This window comes from Enterococcus sp. C65 (assembly GCF_040887165.1).
Taxonomy (GTDB): Bacteria; Bacillota; Bacilli; order Lactobacillales; family Enterococcaceae; genus Enterococcus_B; species Enterococcus_B hirae.
Map to the genome: position 1 here is coordinate 19,322 of NZ_JBFOFG010000008.1, position 25,211 is coordinate 44,532.

A 25,211-nucleotide genomic window follows, 5' to 3' on the forward strand; every position below is an offset into this window, starting at 1 on the left:
GATATGGCAATAGAAGTAAAAGTTCCAAAAGATATCAAAGAATACAAAGAAAAAGTAATAGCAGGAATGAATCTAAAACAATTATTGTGTCTTTGTATTGCTGGCGGGGTAAATGTCGCGATCGCACTGATATTCATTGCATGGTTAAAAATGCCAATCGAAATCATCAGTTGGTTGATGATCATTGCCTCTATTCCAATCGTGTCTTTTGGATGGTTCAAACGAAATGGCTTATCATTTGAAGTTTATGTTAAGCAATTTTTTAAATACCATATTTCGACAGGAACTAGAAAAAAGAAACGAAAAAAGAATGATGGTCAGCAAGACATGTCAGAAAGTAAAGAATTAGGCGGACAAGAACGATGATGAAATTAAAGTCAAAAATAAAGAATAATCATAAAAATTTAAAGAAGACTTCTAAAAATATAAAGAAACAACAGAAAAAAAATCCACAAGATGTGGATTTTTTGCGCGATACTTTTTACTTTAAATCAATTTTTCCCAGCGGTGTTTGTCAACTGGATGATAATACGTACTCCATCACAGTCGAATTAGAAGATATCAACTATCAGCTTTCATCAGAAGAGAATCAGATTGAGATTTTCTCGCAATATTGTGATTTCCTTAATTCTTTAAGTAGTAAAACCCAGCTACAGTTAACTGTCTACAAAAAGAAACGACCGTTGAGTGAATTGCAATCAATTCTCTACTACCAAGAAAAGAATGATTTTTTAGATCCTTATCGCGTAGAAATGAATGATGTTATTTCCAGAAAACTGGATGAAGAAAAAAATGGCTATAAGAAACGGATTTTGTTTACCTTCATCCAGCAACATCAAACAGAAAAACTTGCTCATAAAGAGCTGGAAATGGTTGTAGATCGCTTTGCAATGTTTGCGAGTCGATTAGGTAGTGGGATCAACCGTCTTGAGAAAAAACAGATGTTGACAATTTTGTCTGATATTTTATTAACAAAAAGCGATAAGGAAGAACCCGAGATTGAGGATATCCTACCAGAAGTGATTGAACTGAAACAAAACAAAAACTACTTGAAAATGGATGATCATTATGCCAAAACCGTTTATTTGCAAGAATATCCATCGGAACTAGCAGATACCTTTATTTTTGAACTGTTAGAAATCCCTCAAGAGTTGGTGATTACATTACATATTAAGCCACTTGAACAAGATGAAGCATTTGACTTAGTGAAGACCAAATTAGCTTTTATGGAACAACAAAAAGTGGATGAACAGAAAAAAGCCCTACAAAATGGCTACGATTTTGAAATGCTTTCCTATGATTTGACTTATTCGTTAACAGAAGCGAAAAATTTAGTTGATGATTTACAGAACAAGGGTCAAAAGCTTTATTCGATGACTGGAAGTATCCATTTCCATGCCCCAACAGTTGAAAAATTAACAGAAGTACATGACGAGGTATCTTCTATTGGTCGACAATTTGGATTTAAGATCATCGAGTTAGAATTTATGCAAGAGGCTGGGCTGAACGCAACCTTACCTTTAGGAAATAATATATTGCCATTGGATCGAACACTAACGACTGCCAGCACTGCGATATTTGTGCCGTTTACTATTTCAGATCTAATTCAAGAAAATGGGAAATATTATGGCGTAAATGCTATTTCAAAGAATATTTTATCTCTTGACCGGAAATTATTAAAAGCACCCAATGGATTTGTTCTAGGAACTCCTGGTTCTGGTAAAAGTTTCTCGGTGAAGCGTGAGATCGTAAATGTACTATTGCGTGATGCCGAAGATGAAGTCATCATCATTGATCCTGAACGTGAGTATTCCGTTATCGGTAAAAATTTCAATGGTGAGATTATCAAGATCGCTAGTGATTCCGCTACCACGATCAATCCAATGGATATCAACGAAAACTATGGAGATGACAGTGACCCGGTTGTTTTAAAGTCGGAGTTTTTGATTTCATTGTTCGACTTGATTATTGGCGGTGCATTGGGGCTAACCTCTACCCAGAAAACGTTGATCGACCGTGTATGTCGTCGAACGTATGAAACAGTTAGCGATCGGATGCCAACTTTTGTAGATTTCTACCACATCTTACAAGAGCAAGAGGAAGAAGAAGCGCACCAATTGAGGACGGACTTGGAAATTTATATCGAAGGAAGTTTGTCAGTATTCTCCTCTGAAACAAATGTCGATATTACCAAACGGCTCGTTGTCTATGATATCAAAGATTTAGGGAAACAGCTTAAAACAATGGGGATGTTGATCGTGTTGGACCAAGTCTGGAATCGGATCACCACCAACCGGGAAAGAGGCGTTCGGACCTGGTTGTATATCGACGAAATGCAATTACTGTTTACAAATGAGTATTCTGAAAATTATTTCTTTGAATTATGGAGTCGTGCCAGAAAGTGGGGGGCAATTCCAACTGGGATTACACAGAATGTGGAGACACTTTTACTTTCGGACCTTGCACGGCGGATGCTTTCAAATAGTGATTTCGTCATGATGCTCAATCAAGCAAAATCTGACCGTTCACAATTAGTCCGGTTATTTGATATCTCAGAAGAACAAGAAAAATTTGTTGTGAATTCACCAGAAGGTTATGGACTGATGGTATTTGGCGATACAACTTTACCTTTTTATGATCATTTTCCGAAAGATACGCAGTTGTATAAGATGATGTCAACCAAACCTGGTGAAGACTAAAACGAAAATGGAATCAGAAAGGATACGTCACAGTGCCCGATTTGAATGAACCCAATAACGAACAGCAGGAATCACAAAATAGTATTATCAGCACAGGATTAGAAAAAACCAAAGGTCTCATTAAAGACCAAAAAAAAAGTTCAGAACTAACAAAAGCGATCCTTAAAAACAATCAGACAATTAAAGTAACGATAATTGTCCATAGAAATGATAAATTACCAATCATTAAAAAAAAATCTCGTTTAAAAAGAGTCATTAAACAAGGGAAACAAAAGATTAAACTGACTAAGAAACAAATTTCAAAAATAAAACGAGACGTTGAAGAATTTGGTAATAAAACCGTCGTATTAGCTAAAAATAGGTTCCGTAAAGTTTTAGGCCTAAAACGCAAAAATGATCAAAAAAAAGTGCGACAGGAATTACGATCTGATTCAAAAAGTCAGAATAACATCCAGGGAACAAAACAGTCGACAGATCAACCAAAAGTGAATGTGCAAAAGAAACGGCTAAAAAAAGAACAGTTAAAAAAAGTAGCAGAAGAAACAAAAAAAGGCAATTTGGTTGCTCGTTCTTCTAAGTATAGTACCCCTTACAGCTACACTGCTTACAAAGATCAAAAAGGATTTGCACCTCAAGATTCAGTGAAATCCACCAAAAAAAAATGGTACAATATTTTTGGTAAGGGTAAAAAGACGAAAGTTGTCTATGTAAATCCTACAAAAGGCGTCGGCAAAAAGGGTGGGTTCTTCAAGAAATTTCTAGGTAAAAAAAAATCAGCGTCAAAATTTTTAGATATGGCTCAAAAGCTGTCACCAAAAGGGCAAGCAAAAGAAGCGGCTATGAAAATGCTTGGTGGGCGAGATGAAAAGGGAGATTTAACGATTATCGGGATCCTCATTACGCTGATTTTTTTAGTGATTACAATCAAGGCGCTATTGATCATCGCGATAGTTATCGTTATACTGGCGATCATTCTCGTGGTAATCTCGGTCGTTTTAGCGATTTGGACTTTTATTGTCGCCTTGTTCACATTGAAAACAGAAGATATGGCGATCGCTGAAGCATTTGAGTATATTTCCTATTTGGATGCCTCTAAAAATAGAGATGTTTATAATCGTTACAATCAATTAGTTGAAGAACATGATGAAGTTTATTTTGAAGTGAATGGAATGGTTGCCGATCCGGAACAATTTTCGTTTGCTTCAAATGGGGATAACTATATCTATTACTTAAATGCCAAATATGAAAATTATAATATTAAAAATAGTGCGCTTCCTAATTATCTGAAACGACTAAAAGACCAAACATCCATGAGTCCTCCATTATATATGTCTTTTTATGCCCAGTTTAAAGATAAGTATTCACCAATGGAGGAAGAGCCAGTTAAGATTGCAAAAGTAGAAGATGAACTTCGCGCAATCCATGATGGCACTTTTACATACAAAGTCGAATTTGAAGAAGATAAAGATACAGAAGAAAAAGTTAAAGACAAAGACAAAGAAGAAGAAGACAAAGAAGAAAAAGACAAAGACAGCGTCACGCTGAATGTCAAAGTACAAACGATTGCTGAATTTCTTGATTTAGATCCTCAAATCGAACTCTATTCAAACAATAAAGTGATAGGAACGATCTCAGCATTCTCACAAGATGAAATCGATAAATATTATCCTGTGTTAGAAATCGATCGTTTTCAGGATAAGATTTTTATGGATAATCCTTTAGGGAAAGTTTCGTATGCTTCTGTTATCGGTAATTATGGTTATCGCGGTCGGGACGATGCCAATATGAATGATGAAATAATCATTGATGCGAAACCACAAACACCTGTCTATGCTACAACAAACGAGAAGGTAACAGAGATCAGTACACGTACGGCTCGAGATCTCAATGGGAAAAAGCAAACGACAACAAGTATCAAAACGGAAACAGGAAAATACCAAGCTTATTATATTAATGTGACGCCGATCATACGTGAAGGAGCTTCTTTAGAAAGCGGAGATTTGATTGGTTACACAAGTGACAAATTTGACGGTAATTTATTGATGATCATGAAAGAAAAACGAATTTTCCTCTACCGCAATCCAGAAATCAATCCGACAATTTTTATTGAAAATTTGGTTTATGGAAATCGTACGAAATTAAGTCAGTATGATCGAGAACAATCGCAAGGTGAGCTTATTTATCCACCTGAAAAAGTGGTTCAATGGCGAGAAAAAGTAGTAACAGAAGCAAAAAAACAGAACATTGAATCATTTACCAATGTCATACTATCCATAATCTGGGTAGAAAGTGGTGGGGATGGTGAAACCGTTCCGGATATTATGGGAATTGCTAAAGCACAAAATTTGAATCAAACGATCAACCCAGAAAAGTCAATTGAATTAGGTGTAGCTTATTTTGCAAATTTAATAAGAAAAGCACAAATGTATCAATTAGGTAACTTAGCAGCGATCCAAGCTTACAATTATGGGGAAGACTATTTGGACGAGTTGATCCGTACAGATAGTAAATATACATTTGAGCATAGCAAAGCTTATGCGCAAGAAAGAAGTAATGGGGAAGTTGTTTCTTATAATAAGGGCGTGGCTTTAGATCTTGGCTATAACTGGCGTTACGCATTTGGTGATATGTTCTATGCACGCTTAATTTCTTACAACCTCTCAAACTCTACTGGCAAGTTGGTAGAGGTGGCAACTAAAGAAATCGGTACGTTAAATGGCAATAAATATTGGGAGTGGGCTGGCTATGAGAGCCGAATGGAATGGTCTGCGATCTTTGTTACTTGGGTAGCAGAACAAGCAGGATATCTCAGTCAAGGTCGTGTACCGAATACTGTAAGACCGTTAGATATGTTCAATTGGTACAAAAAGAATAATAAATTCAAAGCCACTGATATAGGCTATATCCCGCAACCAGGGGATTTGATTTTCTTTGATTGGAAAGGTAATAAAACGGGGAAAGACCAAGTGGGGATCGTCGAATTTACAGGTGGAAATACGATTCAAGTAATTGAAGGTAATTCAGAAAATATGGTTCGAAGAAGAACCTATACACTCGATCATTCAGCAATCTCTGGATATGGGGTGCCTTAATCTTTCGACTAGCTAGTTAATGATTCATCAGTCAATTCGTGAAAAGTAAAGGTGGTGAGTAATTCCTAAAAATAACGAAAATCTTTATTTTTAGGAAAAAATATGATCAAAAATTTTTTAGAAACCAAAACAGGCAGAAATTTTTTAATAGGGGTAACAGTTTTTTTCGTTGTGGTCTTGGGTTTGACAAGCTATTCATTGTTCTCAAACACAGCCAATCAGGAAGAGACGAACAAAAAAGGTCAGACAGAAGAAACAGCGGAAAGTAAGGAACGACTAGGAGAATACAGTGCCACTACTTATAGTGGTAAATGGTACTCCAATCGAAGTGACGAAATGGTACTAGAATTAAAAACCGACGGGACCTATCGTGCTTCTTCTTGGCTAGCAGCTGGTAAATATTACTTAGTCGATAACGGGTATTTAGTGCTAGAAGACAAAGAAGGAACCATGAAAAAACTCAAATTACAATCACGTATGGGAAGTACAATCTTTTATTTAAAAGAAGATAAAGAAGAAATCTACTTCTATCCAAATGAAGAAGTTAAAGTCAAAATGGAAGAAGAAATCACCGAACAAGCAGAAGCAGCACAACAAGTGATTTCACAAGCTTGGTTAGACGTCTTACAACAAGGCGCATGGGAAAATACGAATACCGATCGAACATTTACATTAGAATTTAAAGACGGTAAGTTAATCCAGAAAAAAATCGAAGAAGACAAAACGGTCAATGAGCTCACTTATGATTATCGTGTGGTCACCGTCAACCCAGATCAAGACGGCGCAGTATTTGTCATCACGAAAATCGACGATAACGGTAGAAAAGAAGAAGTTTCTTTCTCTATTGGAGAAAAAGGCTCAAAATATGCCCTAAGAGGTGACCCTGGTTCATTTAATTGGATTACGATATACGAGAAAGAATACGAAGCGGTATCTCCCACTCAAGATGGGACCACACGTGAAGAAGCAACGAAAAAGAATGTCTGATTCAGATGAAAAATAAGAAGGAGGTGAGAAAATATGATGGAACCGGGAACGGAAAGAGAGTTAGATTATACCGAAAGACTCTTTAAAAAGATGCCAGGATGGGCTGTTACTGCGACACTTTTTATTGGAAGAACGCTAATACGCGTAGGTCGAGCTGGGAAAAAATTATGGAATAAACGGAAAGAGAATCAACAACGAGCTTTTCTTACTCAACTATGTGAAGGAAAAAACGGTAGTGAAATAGAAAAAATAATAAAAGCAGATCCTAAACTAGCTAAATTAATCGAACCGAAAAAGAGAGGGTTGATTGGGCGAATAATTGATAAAGTGAGAGGTATTACGCCAGAAGCTAGGCAAAATAAATGGAAAGATAAACTACTTCAACAACCACTTCATAAATTTGATAAAAAAATATTAAATCAACTCATGGAAAATAAGGTCATTTACGATAAAGTCCTAAGTGAGAACAAATTCTTGGGTTCGATTGATCCAACTGCAAGAAAAATTTATAAAGCTACTATAAAAGATACGCCCGATCAGAGAGCTTTCGTTACGCAACTATGTGAAGGGAATCCAGAGGTAGTAAAGGCACTAGAAAAACAAAACTCTCCATTACTTAAATTAAACGGTCCGAAAAAAAGAGGCTGGCTTGGGCGAATGATTGATAAAGTGAGAGGTATTACGCCAGAAGCTAGGCAAAGAGAATTGCTCCAACGACCACTAAAAACATTTAATAAGTTAGCATTAGAAGACCTCATAACTAGAGATACTACTAAGGTAATTGAAGATCGAGTCAATAGTCATATCAAATTCAAGAGTTCGATTGATCCAGTTTCAAGAGTAGAGTATAAAACTAATTTAATAGATGCAAAGATACAGGCTCAAAATGCTAAAAAGAGAGTGAACGCACTTGACGTCGGTAATACCATGTCTCGTAAAGGAGAACTAAGTAAGCTTACTGATCTTACGAAACATGCAATACCAAAGGCTGCAAGACTAACTGCAGAAAACCAACGAACAATCGGCGGCAATACACTAACGAAAGGTTTACAGGGACAGCTTTTGCAAGCGCCTGTAAGGTAAAAGATTAGCATTCTAAGATAACTTAAAATTAACCCATGAAGTCACAGCTTTTCATTGACTTCATGGGTCTTATTTTTATTTGAAAAATCAATGGATCTCTAAACATAAGACAACAGAATACTGCAAAGTAAGCCCAATGCATAACTACTGTTGAACAAGATCATATTTTTGATGGCATAGCTAAAACTGATGGGGTGAGGCAAGGATTGTTTGAATTGTTGCAAGTTACGATAGATCGTTGGTAATGTGAGAAAAGTCAACAAGATTGGCCACTGGTAGACATGGCTCAATAGTCCAATCAAGACAACTAGATAACAAGCATACATCAATAACTGGAACAACAATTGTCCAATGGGACGCCCAATATAAAATACTAAAGTATAGCGATGATTTTCGATATCTCTTTCTAAGTCCCGTAGGTTATTAGCTAACATGATATTGGCAATCGTAAAAACCAAGGGGAGTGAAGCTAGGATGATCGTCAGGATACTCCAAATGTTTCCTTCTAAACGGAAGGTTCCTGTCTGAAAAGAAAGAATCAGATCAAATACTTTCGTACTGTAAGTATTGATGTAAATGACCATGGCAAAAATTCCCAACCCCATTGTTACACCGCTGAAAATTTCCCCTAAAGGCATTCGTGATAAGGGAATGGGCCCAAAGGTATAAAAAATGCCAATGAAGCAACAAGTAGCGCCCATCAATAATAATAAAATCCCAGTTCTGGCGGTTAGGATTACACCAATCAGTAAGACAAAGAAAATCATTCCTAGGATCATTTTTTGGATCAGTTTTGGTGAGATGCCAGTTCGTCCAATCACATTTTCCTGGTATTTATAAGTTTTCGAATGGGCTTTTTGGTAGTCCATATAGTTGTTGATTGCTGTAGTTGCTAAATCAAAAACCAACATACCAATAAAAAACAACCCTGTATTAAGCCAATGTATTTCATGAAAAAAAGCGATAGAGAATAAAACCCCTATCGCAAAAGGAAATACACTAGCCACCTTTGTTCGTAGTTCTACTACTTCTAAAAAGATCTTTAGTGTCATAGTTCATACTCCTTATTTCAATTCAGAACGATCGCCCATCGTATATTTAGAATCTTTGTCCAAAACGAAAGTATCTTTGATCGGATCGGTCACGTATACTTTGTTTTCTTTGGTAACAAAAATGGCTTCCGTTCCATCATTCAGTTCACTTTCGACGTATTCCAATCCTTTTTTCACACCCATTGAGAAGACAGCTGTCGACAAGCCATCACCATCAATTGATTTATCTGTGATGATTGTTACACTAGCAATATCATTGTCAAAAGGATAACCAGTATCTGGATCAAATAGATGATGATATTTTTTACCATCTACTTCTAAATAACGCTCATAGATGCCAGAAGTCACTAATGTTTTGTTCCGTTCTTTGATCGTCCCTAAAACAGAACCACGTGCTAGATTCGGATCTTGGATACCGACTGTCCAGTCTTGATCTTCACCACGTGGGCTATGACCTAAAACATAGACATTTCCACCTAAGTCAACGATAGCAGTCGTTACACCTTGCTGTTTTAACACTTTGACAACTTCATCTGTGATATAGCCTTTAGCAATGGCTCCAAGGTCGATGATCATGCCTTTTTCTTTCAGATAAACAGTTTTGTCTTTATCGTTCAGCTCAATTTTATGGTAATCAACCAGCTTTAATGCTTGATCGATTTCTTCTTGGGCCGGTTTTCTCGCATCGTCAAACCCAATACGCCATAATTGAGTAATAGCACCGATTGCCATGTCAAAACCACCTTGTGAATCTTGACTATATTCATAAGCACGTTTTAGTAACGTGTAGATATCATCAGAAACCTTTACTGGCTTGATACCCGCTTGTTGGTTCACTGCGTCGATTTCGGAACCCTCCTGATTGATCGTGATTTTATCACCTAGTTCTTTGACCCGAGCAAAGGCAGGTTTTAATGCTGCTTCTTTGCCTTCATCATAGATTCGAATCCGAACATAAGTCCCTAATAAGAACTGTTCATCAGAATAAGGTTCTTGTAAAATTTTGGTGGTCGTTTTGCTCTCAGAGGTCGTTTGTTTCGTCGCTGTGCTGCAAGCTGCTAACGTGAACAAACTTAAAAAGGCTACGAAAGAGAGTAATCGTTTCTTTAACATGTGTTTCCTCATTTCATTAGTGGAAGGGACGGTTGCTGAGAAATCAAAAAGTGTACTTTGAGAAATAAGCCGAAACATCACAAAAATTTTTCAAAGAAAAATTTTGGATATCTCGGCTTGGATCTCAAAGAAACAACTTGTGCAATCGTCTCTTCCACGGATAATTATAGAAAATTTATTTTGTTACGATATTGTCAACTTGAATTGTTTGAGTGTCGCCTTTTTCAGCAGCATTCACTAATTGTTGTGCATACATTACAAATGAATGTGAGCTGTGAGTCGCACCAGTGACAACTTCAACATCTGCAGGTGAACCATCTTCTTCGCCCATCGCTTTGACAAGTTCATCATTCAATTCAGGAATGTATGTCTCTGGAGAAGTACCACTTTTTGCTTTCATATTTTTGTTGTAGTCTGCATCGTCTTGTTTTGAGTTGCCGTCTTTGTCGACATAGTCAAATTTAGATTCAGATACTTTACCATCAGCGACTGTCATTTCAAATTGGACACGGTAACCATTAGAATAGTTTTTCTCTTCTAATTTGTATGTGCCATCTTGAAGATCTGCACCGTTATTGATTTCAATTGTATCAGTATTACCAGCTTGAGCAGCTTGGATCAATTGTTGTGCATAGTTTTGGAAGCTTTCTGAAGAATGAGTTGCACCAGTAACAACTTCAACTCCACTTGCGCTTTGTGCTTCGACTAATTGTTCATTCAATTGTGGAATGAATTTTTCTGGGCTAGTACCAGCTTTTGCTTCCATGTTTTTGTTGTATTCTGTATCTTTGGTTTTAGACTCGCCATTTTCGTTGATGTTGTCATATTTAGATTCAGTGATTTTGCCATCTTTGACAACCATTTCGAAGACTGCACGATAACCGTTAGAGTAATTTTTTTCTTCTAATTTATAAGTACCATCTTGTAACTCGCCGCCAGCAACGATTTGTGCTGAGCTTTCAGTTGTTTTTGTTTCTGATGTCTTAGCAGTTGAAGCTTCTGTTGAGCTGTTAGAGCTTCCGTTATCATCCGCACCACAAGCACCTAACATTAAAGCTGAAAAAGCTAATACAGCAAATCCAGTAATAAAACGTTTTTTCTTCATTTTACTCCCACCGTTTCCTTTTTTAGTACACAATATTCTTTGTGATTCATTATACATTCTAATGAAAATCAGCCATAAGTCAACCGTTTTCGTCAAATAACTAGTGTAATCTTTAAACCGTTTTCTTTCTGTAAATTTCGTGAAAAAGAGCTTAACCACAAATTTTTAAAAATAATGAAAATGAGTTAGACAAAAGGGAATAACATCTATATAATGTATAAAGATTGTGTAATAGGTAGCAAACTAATACAAATGTTAATCATTTCAAATAAAGGATTACCAATAAGGAGCGGATGAACAATGACAAAGCAAAATATTGTCGTTGTGGGTGCAGGTTATGCCGGGGTATCAGCAACAAAATACTTGGCAAAAAAACTTAAAAAAGAAGATGTGACAATCACTTTGATTGATCGTCATTCGTACCACACGATGATGACAGAATTACACGAAGTTGCAGGTGGACGGGTTGAACCAGAAGCAATCCAATATGATCTACAGCACTTGTTTGCTCGACAAAAAAATGTTCAATTAGTGACAGATACGGTCACTGGTATCGATAAAGAACAAAAAGTTGTGAAAACAAAATTAGGCACTTACCCATTCGATCAGTTGATCTTGGGAATGGGGGGAGAACCAAATGATTTTGGGACTCCTGGAGTAAAAGAAAACGGCTTTACCTTATGGTCATTTGAAGATTCAGTTAAAATACGTGAACACATTGAACGTACCGTGGCAAAAGCAGCTTTAGAACCTAACGATGCGTTACGTAAAGCAATGCTGACGTTTGTGGTGTGTGGTTCAGGATTCACCGGAATCGAAATGATTGGTGAATTGATTGATTGGAAAAACCGTTTGGCAAAAGACTACAAATTAGACCCAAGTGAAATTACACTGATGGTTGTAGAAGCAATGCCGACGATTTTAAATATGCTGGATCGTAATGATGCAGCCAAAGCAGAGCGCTATTTAAAGAAACATAAAGTAGAACTACTATTGAATGCACCAATCGTGGAAGTAGCGAAAGACCATATCAAGTTAAAAGATGGTCGTCAGATTCCTACCCACACATTGATCTGGACAGCTGGTGTCAAAGGAACTTCTGATGCTGCTGATTTCGGCTTAGAGTCCGCTCGTGGTCAACGTTTGGTAGCGAATGAATATATGCAGGCAAAAGGATATGAAGATAAAAACATCTATATTATCGGAGACTTGGTTTTCTATGAAGAATTTCCTGGAACACCAACGCCACAAATCGTTCAAGCGGCTGAACAAACAGGTCATACAGCAGCAGCCAATATCGTAGCTGCCATCAAAGGCGGCGAAAAGCATAAGTTTAAAGGAAACTATCAAGGTTTCATGGTATCGATCGGTGCCAAATGGGGCGTTGCCAATTTATTTGATAAGATCCATTTAAGTGGTTTCTTAGCAATTGTGATGAAACACATCGTCAATTTGAAATATTTCTTTGATATTCGTTCTGGCTATTATATGTTCCAATACATGATGCACGAATTCTTCCATATCAAAGACGATCGTAATGTGACACGTGGCCATTCTTCCCGTTATGGAAATGTCTTATGGAGTGTGCCTTTACGAGTGTTCTATGGTCTGGTTTGGTTTATCGAAGCCTTCAAAAAAATTGTTGGTGATGGGCAAGTGTTGAAACCAGGTACTTGGTTTGGTGAAGGTTCATGGTTTACAGGTAACAGCGTGTTCCCTTGGACTTGGGAATACAATGTGACCGATGTAGCAAGTGGGGCTTCCGCTGCTGGCGATGCAACAACAGCAGCTACTGGTGCAGCAACCAGTGGTGCAGGAGAAGCTGCGACACAAGCTACTCACTTTGGTCTAAGTTATGCTTATGGTGAACAGCCTATGGCCGTGATTGAAAAATCACCAGACTGGTTCACGAAAATGATGCAAGTGATCATGCCAAATAATGATGTAGCAATGTTTTTCCAAAAATTCATGGTATTCTTTGAAATTGCTTTAGCACTCGCTTTGATTGCTGGTTTATTTACCTGGTTATGTAGTGCAACGACCATTGTTTTAGTGATTACTTTCTGTCTATCTGGAATGTTCTACTGGGTAAACATCTGGTTTATCTTTGTTGCTTTTGCATTGATGAACGGTTCAGGTCGTGCAATTGGTCTTGATCGCTGGGTGATTCCATGGTTACAAAAAACACTAGGCAATTGGTGGTATGGGAGACCTAAATCCCGATATGGATCAAAATAAAAAATTAGCCTAGAGCTTAAACTGAACAATTTGAGAATAATGGCTGATTGAAGAAAGTTCTAGGGAAACCTAGGACTTTCTTTTGTTTCATGCTAAAATTGGAGAACAGTTCAGCAAGAGGAGGCGTGCGGAAAGATGAAAGAATTTATCAAGAAAAGTTTGCTTAAACCTTGGGATATTTTCATTATCGTTCTTTTGATTGCTCTTTCTTTTTTACCCATCATCGTATTTAGTTATCAACAAGACAATGTAGCTCCTGATAAAGAAGCTGTACTCCGCGTTGATGGTGATGAAATCAAAACCTTCCCATTAGTAGCTGGGAGTAAAAAATATACGTATACTTATGAAGATCCACATGGTGATTATAATTTAATCGAAGTTGATGGCGACAAGATACGCATAAAAGAAGCAGATTGTGGCGATCAGATTTGTGTGAGACGAGGGTGGGCTTCTAAGAATGGCGAAACGATTGTTTGCTTGCCTCATAAATTAGTGATCGAGGTTCGGTCAACAGATGGGAGTGACAAAGATGGTCTGATCTATTAGGCTATCCACACCATGACAAAATTACAAAAAATGATTTATATATCTTTACTAGTGGCGCAAGGAGTCATCATTGGATTAATTGAGAACATGATCCCATATCCTTTTTCATTTGCTCCTGGAGCAAAGTTAGGACTTGCTAATTTGATTACCATTGTAGCGATTTTTACGATGAAAAAACGGGATAGTTTTTTATTGTTATGGCTTCGCCTATTTTTAACAACTTTGTTAGGTGGGACGATCTCTACCTTTCTTTATAGTATGAGCGGCGCGTTACTCAGCTATGTAGGAATGCTGTTAGTGAAACAGTTAGGTCCTAAGCGAGTCAGTATTATTGGAATCAGTGCAACAGGTGGCTTTATGCATAATGTCGGACAACTAGTGATGGCTTCGTTCATTGCTCAATCATGGACAGTCATGTTATATCTGCCGATTCTATCTTTCTTAGGTATTCTGTCTGGAATTGCGATCGGGATTGCAGCCAATTATTTGTTGCAACATGTACGTACATTACAACTTTTTCAAAGAGACTATGAGAAAGAACAAAAAGAGAAATGGCAACCGCTTTTTTTGAAAAAATAATGGTTATACAAGGAGTTTTTTTATGAAGCTACATCCAATGTGGAGTGAGTATCCAACTTTGAAAAACGAATTAAACGAGACGTTGAAAAAGATGGAAGATGTTGTCCGCTTAAAGAACAAGCCAGTCGAACAAGCAATCAAAGAGACGATTCATGCGGGAGGTAAACTGCTAAGACCTGCCTATCAATTGCTCTTTTCTCAATTTGGTCCAGAACAAGATCGTGAAAAGGCGATTGCGCTAGCTGCTTCGATCGAAATGCTTCATACCGCTACATTGATCCATGATGATATCGTTGATGAGGCAGATGTTCGACGTGGTCAGCCTAATTTACGTGGTCGATTTGGGAATACGGTAGCTGTTTATGCAGGAGACTATTTATTTGTTTGCTGTTTCAAATTACTTTCAAATTATTCTAATTCGCTAAAGAGCTTACAATCTAATTCTCGGAGTATGGAAAAAGTATTAGATGGTGAGCTTGGACAAATGGACGACCGTTACAATTATCATTTAACTGTGCCGGAGTATTTAGAAAACATCTCAGGGAAAACGGCCGAACTCTTTCAATTAAGTTGTTCAGTCGGAGCTTATGAAAGTGGAATGAATGAACGGTTTGCTCGAAAAGCAGGTTCAATCGGTTTAGCTGTCGGGATGGCGTTTCAGATCATTGACGATATCCTGGATTACACGAAAGATGCGGTCGATATCGGTAAACCAGTATTAGAAGATATGCGTCAAGGCGTGTATTCTCTACCATTGATTTACGCATTACAAACAGATAAAAAAGCAGAATTGATTGCATACTTGGATAAAAAAACTGAGTTGACACAAGAGGAAGCAGAAAGTGTTCGTCAGATTGTCAGAGAAGTCAATGGTGTGACAAAAGCCAAAAAATTAGCGGAAGATTACACAAAAAAAGCCTTAAAGGAAATTAGTAAGCTCCCTGATACAGCCTTTGATACACGTGAGATTCTTTTGTCAGTTACTGAGTTGATTTTAGATAGGGAAAATTAAAGAAAAATATCGGAAATCAGCCGCTACAATGGCATATTCTATTTCAAGAATCAAGAAGTAAAAAGAGTAGGCATGTGATGGTTGAACTTGAGAACCTTATTGTTGAGGAGTTGCTTCTTGAACGCCGTTTATTCGTTTTTAGATATACCAGAAGAGATTGAGGAAAGTTTTGGCTCAGTCTCTTTTTTATTTTAGAAAAATATTGGATCTATTTCAATCACTTTACTTCTTTTGGCTTTTTTCCAATAATTTGTATTACTTCTTTATTTGGAAGATCGGTCTAAAGTTTATTCTTTAATTTTACCAATTTTTTTTATTTTTAGAAAAAATAGTTGTCAAAGAGTATTGAGAAGAAAGTATGCTAATAATAGATGCCAGTGAAATCAGAGGACTTTGCTGTTGCAGTCTGAAATTTACTTAACTTTAGGCATGTACTTATAAGTGAGACTTTGTATACACAGAAAGTCGTTATCTGTATAAAAGGAGGGATCAGACTATAGGTTACAATCTTTAACTGACTATTCGTAGTTTTGGGGGAAACGACGAATAGATTTTAAATAACATTCAGCCGGTTTTCTATTTAGGAAATCGGTTTTTTTATAACTGGATGACAAATCCAAAAGGTAAGAGTGAAAAAAAGAAATTTTAACGTGTATTATTCATTAAAACAACTATTTTGCGAAACAATCTTTCCTAATTTTGAAAATAATTGTTCTGGACCAAGACTAAAAATATGTTATATTCACTAGTGAAGAAATACAATTAGAAAGGAAGATGTTGAGTGAAAAAACGATTAACAACGGATTTAACCAGAGTAGATGTAAATAAGATTTTAACCCGAATGATCAGTAAAAAAAATCATTTCTCATTTGAAGATATTGAAAAAGAATGTCAAAAACCGTTAACCACGGCGGATAAATTTCTAATTAGGACACTTGTTGTCAAAAAATTTAAGCTGAATGTAGAATATCTTTCATCTAATCAGTTAAAATTTTATCGTGTAAACAAAGAAGCGTGTTTGTAAGTCCTTTTTGTACATAATAAAATCAAAAATGTTGCAATACCATACAAAATAACACAGACCTTAAAGAATAAGGTAAGATAGAACCAGAAAGAGAAAAGGAGGAGAGCTGGGAAAGAAAAAGTGTTGTTGTGTATGGATCAAGAAGCAGCATGTTTGATTGAACAAGATTTTGGGGAAATCCGTTTAATGAAACATTATATATTGGGGAAGCGACAAATAGTAAGTAGAAGTCATACTTATATGACAGAATAGCATCAGAAAAACAGACCTTTTATAGATGGAAGTTTGTCTGTGGTTTTTGATTGAAACATTCGATACATCAGATCAATGATATTGCAGTTGTATAAAAAAGCACATAGAGGTTTAAAAATTGTGTAGCATTTTTGTTATGAACAGCAATAGCACATAGAATAACAACTTCATTTTACAACTCGCTAAATGAAGGGGCTATGAAGTATTCTGCGAGATCACATAAAAAAGGAACCACCATTGATGAAGAAAGGGATGGGCATTTTTGCCCATCCCTTTCTTTTTGACTTACTCAATGGAGGTTAAACTAATTTCGCCAGAAAAAAGAGTGAGAAATTGGTCTTCTACTTGTACGATCAACTCTCCATGTTCTCCGATTTCTTTAGCAATCCCAGTATAATGCTGCCCTTTTTGGGTAAATTGTACTTTTTTTCCAAGAACGAAAGACTTTTCACGATAAAGTGTTAAGTATTCGTCTGTGGGTTCTGAAAGATAGTGAAAGAAATTTTTCCAAATTTGACTAATCAATTGATTCCGTGTGATGGATTTCTGACCATCAGGGAAAAGAGACGTTGCTTTCTTTTGAATGGCTTCAGGAAACTGTTTTTGCGGGATGGAAAAATTTAGACCAATGCCAATAATGATCGAACTGATCCCGCCAGTTTCCATGTCACTGATTGCTTCAGATAAAATCCCGCTAATTTTTTTTCCATTTAAATAAAGATCATTGACCCATTTGATCGAAGGGTCTTTTTTAGTCAATTCTTGAATGGCTTTCACGCATGCACTTGCTGCAATAACTGTATATTGGGGCAATTCATCAAATCGTTGATTGGGATGGATCAATAAGCTCATATAGATGCCTTGTCCAGGGGCTGCAAAAAAAGGACGTCCAAATCGGCCGTGTGCCTGTTCTTGGGTATCGGCGATAAAAAGAGCGGGTCCGATTTCTTTGGTTGCCGCAAGCTTAGCATCTTTCATCGTAGATTCTGATCGTTCTTGTACCGACACCGTCAAATCTGGTATCCAAGGTTCTAATGCTTGGCGAATTTCTTGGGCATCTAACACATCAGAAGGAAGATAACGGTATCCCTTAGCTTGATGCTCAAAATGATAACCTGTTTTTTCTAATTCTTTGATTGCTTTCCAAATACTGGTACGTGACACTTGTAATTGCTGGGCCATTTTTTCACCTGATAAAAAATCAGGAGATTCTTTTAATAGTTGGAGTACTTTGTCTTTTGTCGTCATCCATTGCAACTCCTTTCATGTAGTATTGTATCAATAAGAAAGCAGAAAACAAATGAGAAATTTGTCAGTTGTTATGGAAGTGACAACAGATGATTGCTAACTTAAAAGTACTTGGTCGTCTTTCAATGCAGCGCCACTATTTTGTTTGAACATTTCTAGTAGCTGAGGGACAGTCAAATGTTGTTTTTCTGCCTGTTGGATATCCACGACGATTTGCCCTTGGTGTAGCATGATCAATCGATTTCCGTAGCGGATGGCATCTTCCATATCATGGGTGACCATGAAAGCCGTCAAGTGCTGTTCGCTAATTAACTTGTCCGTTAGTTCCATCACTGTTTTTGAAGTTGCCGGGTCGAGGGCTGCAGTATGTTCGTCTAATAAAATCAATTCAGGACGTTGTAAAGTAGCCATTAATAACGTGATCGCTTGACGCTGTCCTCCAGAAAGCAAGCCGATTTCAGTGGTCAAACGATTTTCTAGCCCAAGATTCAAGCGTGCGAGATGTTCCTTGAAGAACGAACGATCTTGCGGCTTGACGCCACGGAAAAAGCCACGTTTTTTACCACGTTTCATTGCTAGTGCTAAATTTTCTTCCACCGTCAATCGGACAGCAGTGCCTAATTTAGGGTCTTGAAAGACACGACTGATTTCTTTGGAGCGAGCAACCACTGACTTTTTGGTGATATCTTTGCCATTCAATAAAATCTTCCCTTGATCCACTGGAAAAGAACCAGCAATACTGTTCAATAGTGTCGATTTACCTGCACCATTTCCGCCAATAATTGTTACGAAATCACCTTGTTTCAACGAGAGATTAACTCCTTTTAGCACATGGTTTTCATTGATGGTTCCTTTTTCAAACGTATGGTGGATAGATTGAAGTGTTAAAACATCAGTCATTGATAGATCCTCCTTTTGCTTTCGTACGCTTAGGTAACTTTAATTTTTGTTGGATTTGTGGAAAAGATAAACAGATAACCAGAACAAGTGCAGAAGCTAATTTTGAATCGCTTAGTTGAACGTTCAACTCAAAAACTAACGCTAAGATAAAACGATAGATCACGGCGCCTAAAATAATTGTCAATAATCGAAGAAGCAATGGTTGGTTTCGAAAGAGAACTTCAGCGATGATGATTGAAGCCAAGCCAATCACGATCGTACCGATCCCCGAGTTTAGATCAGCAAAGCCATTGTTTTGTGCAAGCAACGAACCAGATAAAGCAATACAGCCATTTGAAATCATATACCCAATGATTTTCATCGTATCGGTGTTGATGCCGTTTGCTTCACTCATTGCTAAATTATCGCCAGTCGCTCGAATCGCCAACCCCGTTTCTGTCCGTAAAAATAAAACAAGCAACGTGACAACGATCAATGCGACAAGTAAGCCAGCAATCAATACAGCATTTTCTTTTGAAACACCGAGTGATTCTGCCCATGTAAAGACGTTTTTTTGTCCTAACAAAGAAAGATTAGGTGCGCCCATGATCCGTGAGGTAACGGAATATAAGCCAGTCATCGTGATGATTCCAGCTAGAAGTGCCGGAATTTTAAGTTTGGTATGGAGCAGTCCTGAAACTAAGCCAGCTGCTGCGCCTCCCAAGAATCCTAAGAGGCAAGCAACGATGGGAGAAAGTCCATTAGTGATACTGATAGCAGCAATCCCAGCACCTAAAGGGAAACTGCCTTCAGCTGTTAAATCAGCGATATCTAGAATACGAAAAGTAAGGAAGACGCCGATTGCCAGCAGTGCCCAAAGCACGCCTTGTGAAGCAGAAGATAAAAAGATACTTATTAAATTAGTCATGATTGTCCTCCTGTAAAATTATTCAGTCTCTTTGATTGTTGTTGGATCGATCCCAAGGGCTTTTGCCATGTCTTTATTGACATATAAGGAAAGATCATCTGCTGATTCAACCGGTAATTCACTCGGTTTTTTGCCAGCTAAGATCTTAGCAGCCATTTCGCCTGTTTGTCGCCCTAACTCTTCATAATCAATCCCAACAGTTGCTAAGCCACCTTCTTTGACTTGATCCACGGAACCAGCAACGATCGGCGTTTTTGTTTCTTTGGCTACTTCACCGATAACGCTAGCAGCACTGGCGAATGTATTATCCGTTGGGATGTAGATACCGTCGACATCTTTGGCTAAACTTTTTGTCACTTGTTGAACATCATTGGTGGAGTTTGCCGTCAATACTTTGACTTTCACTCCGGCTTTTTTCAATGTTTTCTCGGCTAAGTCTCCTTGGATTTTGGAATTTGCTTCCCCGTTGTTGTACATGATCCCGATCGTTTTTGCTTTTGGCACGATCTGTAATAATAGTTCGATTTGTTTTTCGATCGGTACCATATCCGTTGTACCAGTCACATTTCCTCCAGGTTTGTCATTAGAAGAAACCAAGTGTGCTTTTTCTAAGTCGGTAACTGCTGTCACTGTAATAGGAATCGTGGTTGTTTCATTAAGGAGCGATTGCGCAGCTGGAGTTGCAATCCCTAATAATAAGTCGGGTTGGTCTTTCACTAATTTTTCACTCATGCTTTTTAGATTGTCTTGATTGTTTTGCGCATTTTGATAGTTGATTGTTAAATTGTCGCCTTCTTTATAGCCATTTTCTGCTAGCCCTTCTTTGAACCCTTTATATGTAGCATCTAATGAATTGTGTTGAACCAGTTGTAAAACACCGATTGTTTTCGAGTCATCCGATTTTGCTGAGGAACTATTTGCAGTTCCACATCCACCAAGTGCTAGTAATAATGTTGCGCCTAATCCGATCAATAAATTTTTTTTCATTTCTTTGTCCTCCTTCAATTTTGAAAACAAAAAATCCATTTAGACAAAACGTCTAAATGGATTGAGTATCGAAAGAGTATGTAAGTAAGAAATCGTGATTACTTTGTACTTTTCGCTTAGCCACTTAACGTAATGTCTACGTGGCTTTTGCGTAATACAAAGTTCTTTAGCCATCATAGATACAAACCAGTTGTTTGGTGTTTGTATCCATAATTCATGAATACAAACCTATCTAAAGTAGCTAAAGTAAAAGTTATTCAATTGTGTCGGGATAAGTTGTATATTCGGTTTTTGCATAAATAAATCCTCCACAAATAATAAATTTTCCTAAGTATAGCGGAGATGTAAGGGGATTGTCAAGACGAACATTCAGAAAATTCTCAAAATCCGTGAATGTTTATTCGATATATTATAGTAAGAAAAGTTTAAGAAAAAATGATGAAAAGAGGAGGGAAACGCCAGGAAGTGTTGACTTTTATGAAAAAAGAGTGTAATATATGAAGTTGCAAAAACTATCTGATGAAGTAAAGGCAGAAACGAAATATTGTCCGTTTCGGCTTTATAATAAGGAAACAAAAATAGAAGCGCATGAAGAAATGGTTTCAAAAGAATGCTCTATTTTTGGTTTTTTTTTGCCTAAAAGCCGCAAAAAATGTCTATTGTTATCTAAATATAATATTTTTAATATTATTGTAACAATTGATCGGGTAGTCTTTTTGAATGACATTTTAGAGGGGTGAAGAGCTTGGCTGGACACGTAGTAAAGTACGGAAAACATCGCGAACGTAGAAGTTTCGCACGAATCAGTGAAGTGTTGGAATTACCAAATTTGATCGAAATTCAAACAGACTCTTACCAATGGTTCCTAGATGAAGGACTAAGAGAAATGTTTGAAGACATTTTGCCAATTGATGACTTCAATGGCAATCTATCTTTGGAATTTGTGGATTATGAATTGAAAGAACCTAAGTATACGGTAGCAGAAGCACGCGCACATGATGCAAATTACTCTGCACCATTACATGTAACGTTACGTCTAACAAACCGTGAGACAGGTGAAATCAAAGCGCAAGAAGTCTTCTTCGGTGATTTCCCATTAATGACTGAACAAGGAACATTCATTATCAACGGAGCAGAACGAGTAATCGTTTCTCAGTTAGTGCGTTCACCTGGTGTGTACTTCCATGGAAAAGTAGACAAAAACGGAAAAGAAGGTTTCGGTTCAACTGTGATCCCGAACCGTGGTGCATGGTTAGAAATGGAAACTGATGCAAAAGATATTTCTTACGTACGTATTGATCGTACCCGTAAGATTCCTTTGACTGTGTTAGTTCGTGCCCTAGGATTTGGATCAGATGATACCATCTTTGAAATCTTTGGTGACAGTGAAACGTTACGCAATACAGTTGAAAAAGACTTGCACAAAAATGCAAGTGATTCAAGAACAGAAGAAGGATTAAAAGACGTTTACGAACGTCTACGTCCAGGCGAGCCTAAGACAGCCGATAGTTCTCGGAACTTATTGAATGCTCGTTTCTTCGATCCAAAACGCTACGACTTAGCCAACGTTGGTCGTTATAAAGTAAATAAAAAATTAGACTTGAAAACACGTCTATTGAACTTAACATTAGCAGAAACATTGGTTGATCCAGAAACTGGTGAAATCATCGTTGAAAAAGGAACTGTGTTGACTCACCAAGTGATGGAAACATTAGCACCTTTCATTGATAATGGATTGAATTCAGTGACTTACTATCCATCAGAAGATGGTGTTGTGACTGATCCAATGACTGTTCAAGTGATCAAAGTCTTTTCACCAAAAGATCCAGAACGTGAAGTGAATGTGATCGGTAACGGTTATCCAGAATCAGCTGTGAAAACTGTTCGTCCGGCAGACATCATCGCATCAATGAGTTATTTCTTAAACTTGATGGAAGGGATCGGCAACGTGGACGATATCGACCACTTAGGAAATCGTCGTATCCGTTCAGTCGGTGAATTACTGCAAAACCAATTCCGTATCGGTTTAGCTCGGATGGAACGTGTCGTACGTGAAAGAATGTCGATCCAAGATACAGAAACTTTGACACCACAACAATTGATCAACATCCGTCCAGTGGTTGCAAGTATCAAAGAATTCTTCGGTTCTTCTCAGTTGTCTCAGTTCATGGATCAAACGAACCCACTTGGGGAATTGACACACAAACGTCGTCTTTCAGCCTTAGGACCTGGTGGTTTGACTCGTGACCGAGCTGGTTATGAAGTTCGTGACGTTCACTATTCTCACTATGGCCGTATGTGTCCGATTGAAACGCCTGAAGGACCAAATATTGGGTTGATCAATAGTTTATCTAGCTATGCGAAAGTTAATAAATTTGGATTTATCGAAACTCCTTACCGTCGTGTTGATCGTGAAACTGGTCGTGTAACGGATCAAATCGACTATCTAACAGCTGACATCGAAGACCACTACATCGTTGCCCAAGCAAATAGCCCATTAAATGAAGATGGTACTTTTGCACAAGACGTTGTTATGGCTCGTGCACAAAGTGAAAACTTAGAAGTTTCAATCGATAAAGTCGATTATATGGACGTATCACCTAAACAAGTAGTTGCGGTAGCGACAGCATGTATTCCTTTCTTGGAAAACGATGACTCCAACCGTGCCTTGATGGGTGCCAACATGCAGCGTCAAGCAGTGCCATTGATCAATCCACAAGCACCATGGGTTGGTACTGGTATGGAATATAAATCAGCTCATGACTCAGGAGCTGCTTTGCTATGTAAACATGATGGTGTCGTTGAATTTGTGGATGCCTCTGAGATTCGTGTTCGTCGTGACAACGGTGCATTAGATAAATACGCTGTAACAAAATTCCGTCGTTCAAACTCAGGAACAAGCTACAACCAACGCCCAATCGTTCATTTAGGCGAAAAAGTTGAAAAAGGCGATACTTTAGCAGATGGACCTTCAATGGAACAAGGTGAAATGGCGCTAGGACAAAACGTTTTAGTAGGTTTCATGACTTGGGAAGGTTACAACTATGAAGATGCGATCATCATGAGCCGCCGTCTTGTGAAAGACGATGTCTATACTTCGATCCACATCGAAGAATATGAATCAGAAGCTCGTGATACAAAATTAGGACCTGAAGAAATCACTCGTGAAATCCCTAACGTTGGGGAAGATGCTTTGAAAGATCTAGACGAGATGGGTATTATCCGTATCGGTGCGGAAGTCCAAGATGGTGACTTACTAGTTGGTAAAGTAACACCAAAAGGGGTAACCGAATTATCAGCTGAAGAACGTCTTTTACATGCGATCTTTGGTGAAAAAGCTCGTGAAGTCCGTGATACTTCATTACGTGTACCACACGGTGGTGGCGGGATCGTCCACGACGTAAAAATCTTTACTCGTGAAGCCGGCGATGAATTATCACCAGGCGTAAACATGCTTGTACGTGTGTATATCGTTCAAAAACGTAAAATCCATGAAGGAGATAAGATGGCCGGACGTCATGGTAATAAAGGGGTTGTATCCCGTATCATGCCGGAAGAAGATATGCCATTCTTACCAGATGGAACACCAATCGATATCATGTTGAATCCTTTAGGGGTGCCATCACGGATGAATATCGGACAAGTATTGGAATTGCATTTAGGGATGGCTGCTCGTCAGTTAGGTATCCATGTTGCAACACCAGTATTTGATGGTGCAAGTGATGAGGACGTTTGGGAAACGGTTCGTGAAGCTGGTATGGCCAGCGATGCGAAAACCATCCTTTATGACGGACGTACAGGTGAACCATTTGACGGCCGTGTGTCTGTCGGTGTCATGTACATGATCAAACTTGCTCACATGGTCGATGATAAATTGCATGCTCGTTCAATCGGACCTTACTCATTGGTTACACAACAACCATTGGGTGGTAAAGCACAATTTGGTGGACAACGTTTTGGGGAAATGGAAGTTTGGGCTTTGGAAGCTTACGGTGCCGCTTATACCTTACAAGAAATCTTGACATACAAATCAGATGATGTAGTTGGTCGTGTGAAAACTTATGAAGCGATCGTCAAAGGCGAACCAATTCCAAAACCAGGTGTACCAGAATCATTCCGAGTATTAGTAAAAGAATTACAATCACTAGGATTAGACATGCGTGTCTTGGATATCAAAGATTCTGAAATCGAACTCCGTGATATGGATGACGAAGATGATGATTTGATCACTGTAGATGCTTTGACAAAATTTGCTGAACAGCAAACAGCCAAAGAATTAGAAAAGAAAGCTGCTGAACAAGTGGAAGATGAAAGACAAGATATCATCCAAAACTTTGAAACCGCAGAAGATAACTTAGACTAATCCGGTCTATGAGCTGTAAGGCGG

19 protein-coding genes are annotated in these 25,211 nt (G+C 37.9%); 12 read left to right on the forward strand and 7 right to left on the reverse strand.

The window, feature by feature from the left end; genetic code table 11:
* Positions 1-3 precede the first annotated feature (3 nt).
* The 5 genes from AB3I12_RS09865 (at position 4) to AB3I12_RS09885 (ending at position 7,861) form a co-directional block, all read left to right on the forward strand.
* Positions 4-366: a PrgI family protein gene (locus AB3I12_RS09865; protein WP_010737216.1), complete on the forward strand. Its 363-nt coding sequence runs from the start codon at positions 4-6 to the stop codon at positions 364-366.
* On the forward strand, positions 363-2,699 hold the full coding sequence (locus AB3I12_RS09870; RefSeq protein ID WP_063627674.1) for a VirB4-like conjugal transfer ATPase, CD1110 family: 2,337 nt from the start codon (positions 363-365) through the stop codon (positions 2,697-2,699). The genes AB3I12_RS09865 and AB3I12_RS09870 overlap by 4 nt, the downstream gene beginning before the upstream one ends.
* A 32-nt stretch (positions 2,700-2,731) precedes the next feature.
* A complete protein-coding gene (locus AB3I12_RS09875; protein WP_231105522.1) occupies positions 2,732-5,791 on the forward strand; it encodes a lysozyme family protein in 3,060 nt (1,019 codons plus the stop codon).
* A 102-nt stretch (positions 5,792-5,893) separates the two neighbouring features.
* A complete protein-coding gene (locus tag AB3I12_RS09880) occupies positions 5,894-6,778 on the forward strand; it encodes a hypothetical protein (protein WP_063627673.1) in 885 nt (294 codons plus the stop codon).
* 33 nt (positions 6,779-6,811) lie between these two features.
* Entirely contained in the window at positions 6,812-7,861 is a 1,050-nt protein-coding gene (locus tag AB3I12_RS09885) for a hypothetical protein (protein WP_231105521.1), read from the forward strand.
* Between the two features lie 98 nt (positions 7,862-7,959).
* Here the strand turns inward: AB3I12_RS09885 and menA are convergent, their stop codons facing one another.
* From menA to pplA, 3 genes are all read right to left on the reverse strand, one after another.
* Positions 7,960-8,913 (reverse strand): 1,4-dihydroxy-2-naphthoate polyprenyltransferase, encoded by a 954-nt coding sequence (menA, locus tag AB3I12_RS09890; RefSeq protein ID WP_010737221.1) that lies wholly within the window; start codon positions 8,911-8,913, stop codon positions 7,960-7,962.
* Between the two features lie 12 nt (positions 8,914-8,925).
* Positions 8,926-10,026 carry an FAD:protein FMN transferase gene (locus AB3I12_RS09895; protein WP_010720696.1) on the reverse strand — a complete coding sequence of 367 codons (1,101 nt, stop codon included), beginning with the start codon at positions 10,024-10,026 and terminating at the stop codon, positions 8,926-8,928.
* Positions 10,027-10,201: 175 nt separating this feature from the next.
* Positions 10,202-11,131: an extracellular electron transfer flavoprotein PplA gene (pplA, locus tag AB3I12_RS09900; RefSeq protein WP_010720695.1), complete on the reverse strand. Its 930-nt coding sequence runs from the start codon at positions 11,129-11,131 to the stop codon at positions 10,202-10,204.
* A 300-nt stretch (positions 11,132-11,431) separates the two neighbouring features.
* Between pplA and AB3I12_RS09905 the strand changes: the two genes are divergently transcribed.
* From AB3I12_RS09905 to AB3I12_RS09925, 5 genes are all read left to right on the forward strand, one after another.
* A complete protein-coding gene (locus tag AB3I12_RS09905) occupies positions 11,432-13,369 on the forward strand; it encodes an NAD(P)/FAD-dependent oxidoreductase (RefSeq protein WP_053765979.1) in 1,938 nt (645 codons plus the stop codon).
* Positions 13,370-13,504: 135 nt separating this feature from the next.
* On the forward strand, positions 13,505-13,915 hold the full coding sequence (locus AB3I12_RS09910) for a NusG domain II-containing protein (protein ID WP_010737224.1): 411 nt from the start codon (positions 13,505-13,507) through the stop codon (positions 13,913-13,915).
* Between the two features lie 12 nt (positions 13,916-13,927).
* Positions 13,928-14,494 (forward strand): Gx transporter family protein, encoded by a 567-nt coding sequence (locus tag AB3I12_RS09915; RefSeq protein WP_010720692.1) that lies wholly within the window; start codon positions 13,928-13,930, stop codon positions 14,492-14,494.
* A 22-nt stretch (positions 14,495-14,516) separates the two neighbouring features.
* Positions 14,517-15,506, forward strand: coding sequence for a polyprenyl synthetase family protein (locus AB3I12_RS09920; RefSeq protein WP_010737225.1), 990 nt, complete (start codon positions 14,517-14,519; stop codon positions 15,504-15,506).
* 781 nt (positions 15,507-16,287) lie between these two features.
* Entirely contained in the window at positions 16,288-16,530 is a 243-nt protein-coding gene (locus AB3I12_RS09925; protein WP_010737226.1) for a hypothetical protein, read from the forward strand.
* Between the two features lie 537 nt (positions 16,531-17,067).
* On the opposite strand, the gene birA is transcribed toward AB3I12_RS09925, so the two are convergent.
* The 4 genes from birA to AB3I12_RS09945 all read right to left on the reverse strand — a co-directional run bounded on the left by birA (position 17,068) and on the right by AB3I12_RS09945 (position 20,824).
* Complete coding sequence (birA, locus tag AB3I12_RS09930; protein ID WP_010720689.1) at positions 17,068-18,030, reverse strand: bifunctional biotin--[acetyl-CoA-carboxylase] ligase/biotin operon repressor BirA; 963 nt, start codon at positions 18,028-18,030, stop codon at positions 17,068-17,070.
* A gap of 96 nt (positions 18,031-18,126) precedes the next feature.
* Entirely contained in the window at positions 18,127-18,930 is an 804-nt protein-coding gene (locus tag AB3I12_RS09935; RefSeq protein ID WP_010720688.1) for an ABC transporter ATP-binding protein, read from the reverse strand.
* On the reverse strand, positions 18,923-19,837 hold the full coding sequence (locus AB3I12_RS09940; RefSeq protein ID WP_063627672.1) for an ABC transporter permease: 915 nt from the start codon (positions 19,835-19,837) through the stop codon (positions 18,923-18,925). The genes AB3I12_RS09935 and AB3I12_RS09940 overlap by 8 nt, the downstream gene beginning before the upstream one ends.
* Before the next feature lie 18 nt (positions 19,838-19,855).
* Positions 19,856-20,824 (reverse strand): ABC transporter substrate-binding protein, encoded by a 969-nt coding sequence (locus AB3I12_RS09945; protein ID WP_010737230.1) that lies wholly within the window; start codon positions 20,822-20,824, stop codon positions 19,856-19,858.
* 497 nt (positions 20,825-21,321) lie between these two features.
* Here AB3I12_RS09945 and AB3I12_RS09950 point away from each other — a divergent pair, with 497 nt between their 5' ends.
* Together AB3I12_RS09950 and rpoB are read left to right on the forward strand one after the other, a co-directional pair.
* A complete protein-coding gene (locus AB3I12_RS09950; RefSeq protein ID WP_010720685.1) occupies positions 21,322-21,564 on the forward strand; it encodes a hypothetical protein in 243 nt (80 codons plus the stop codon).
* 5 nt (positions 21,565-21,569) lie between these two features.
* Positions 21,570-25,187 (forward strand): DNA-directed RNA polymerase subunit beta, encoded by a 3,618-nt coding sequence (gene rpoB / locus AB3I12_RS09955; protein WP_010720684.1) that lies wholly within the window; start codon positions 21,570-21,572, stop codon positions 25,185-25,187.
* The last annotated feature ends 24 nt before the right edge of the window (positions 25,188-25,211 follow it).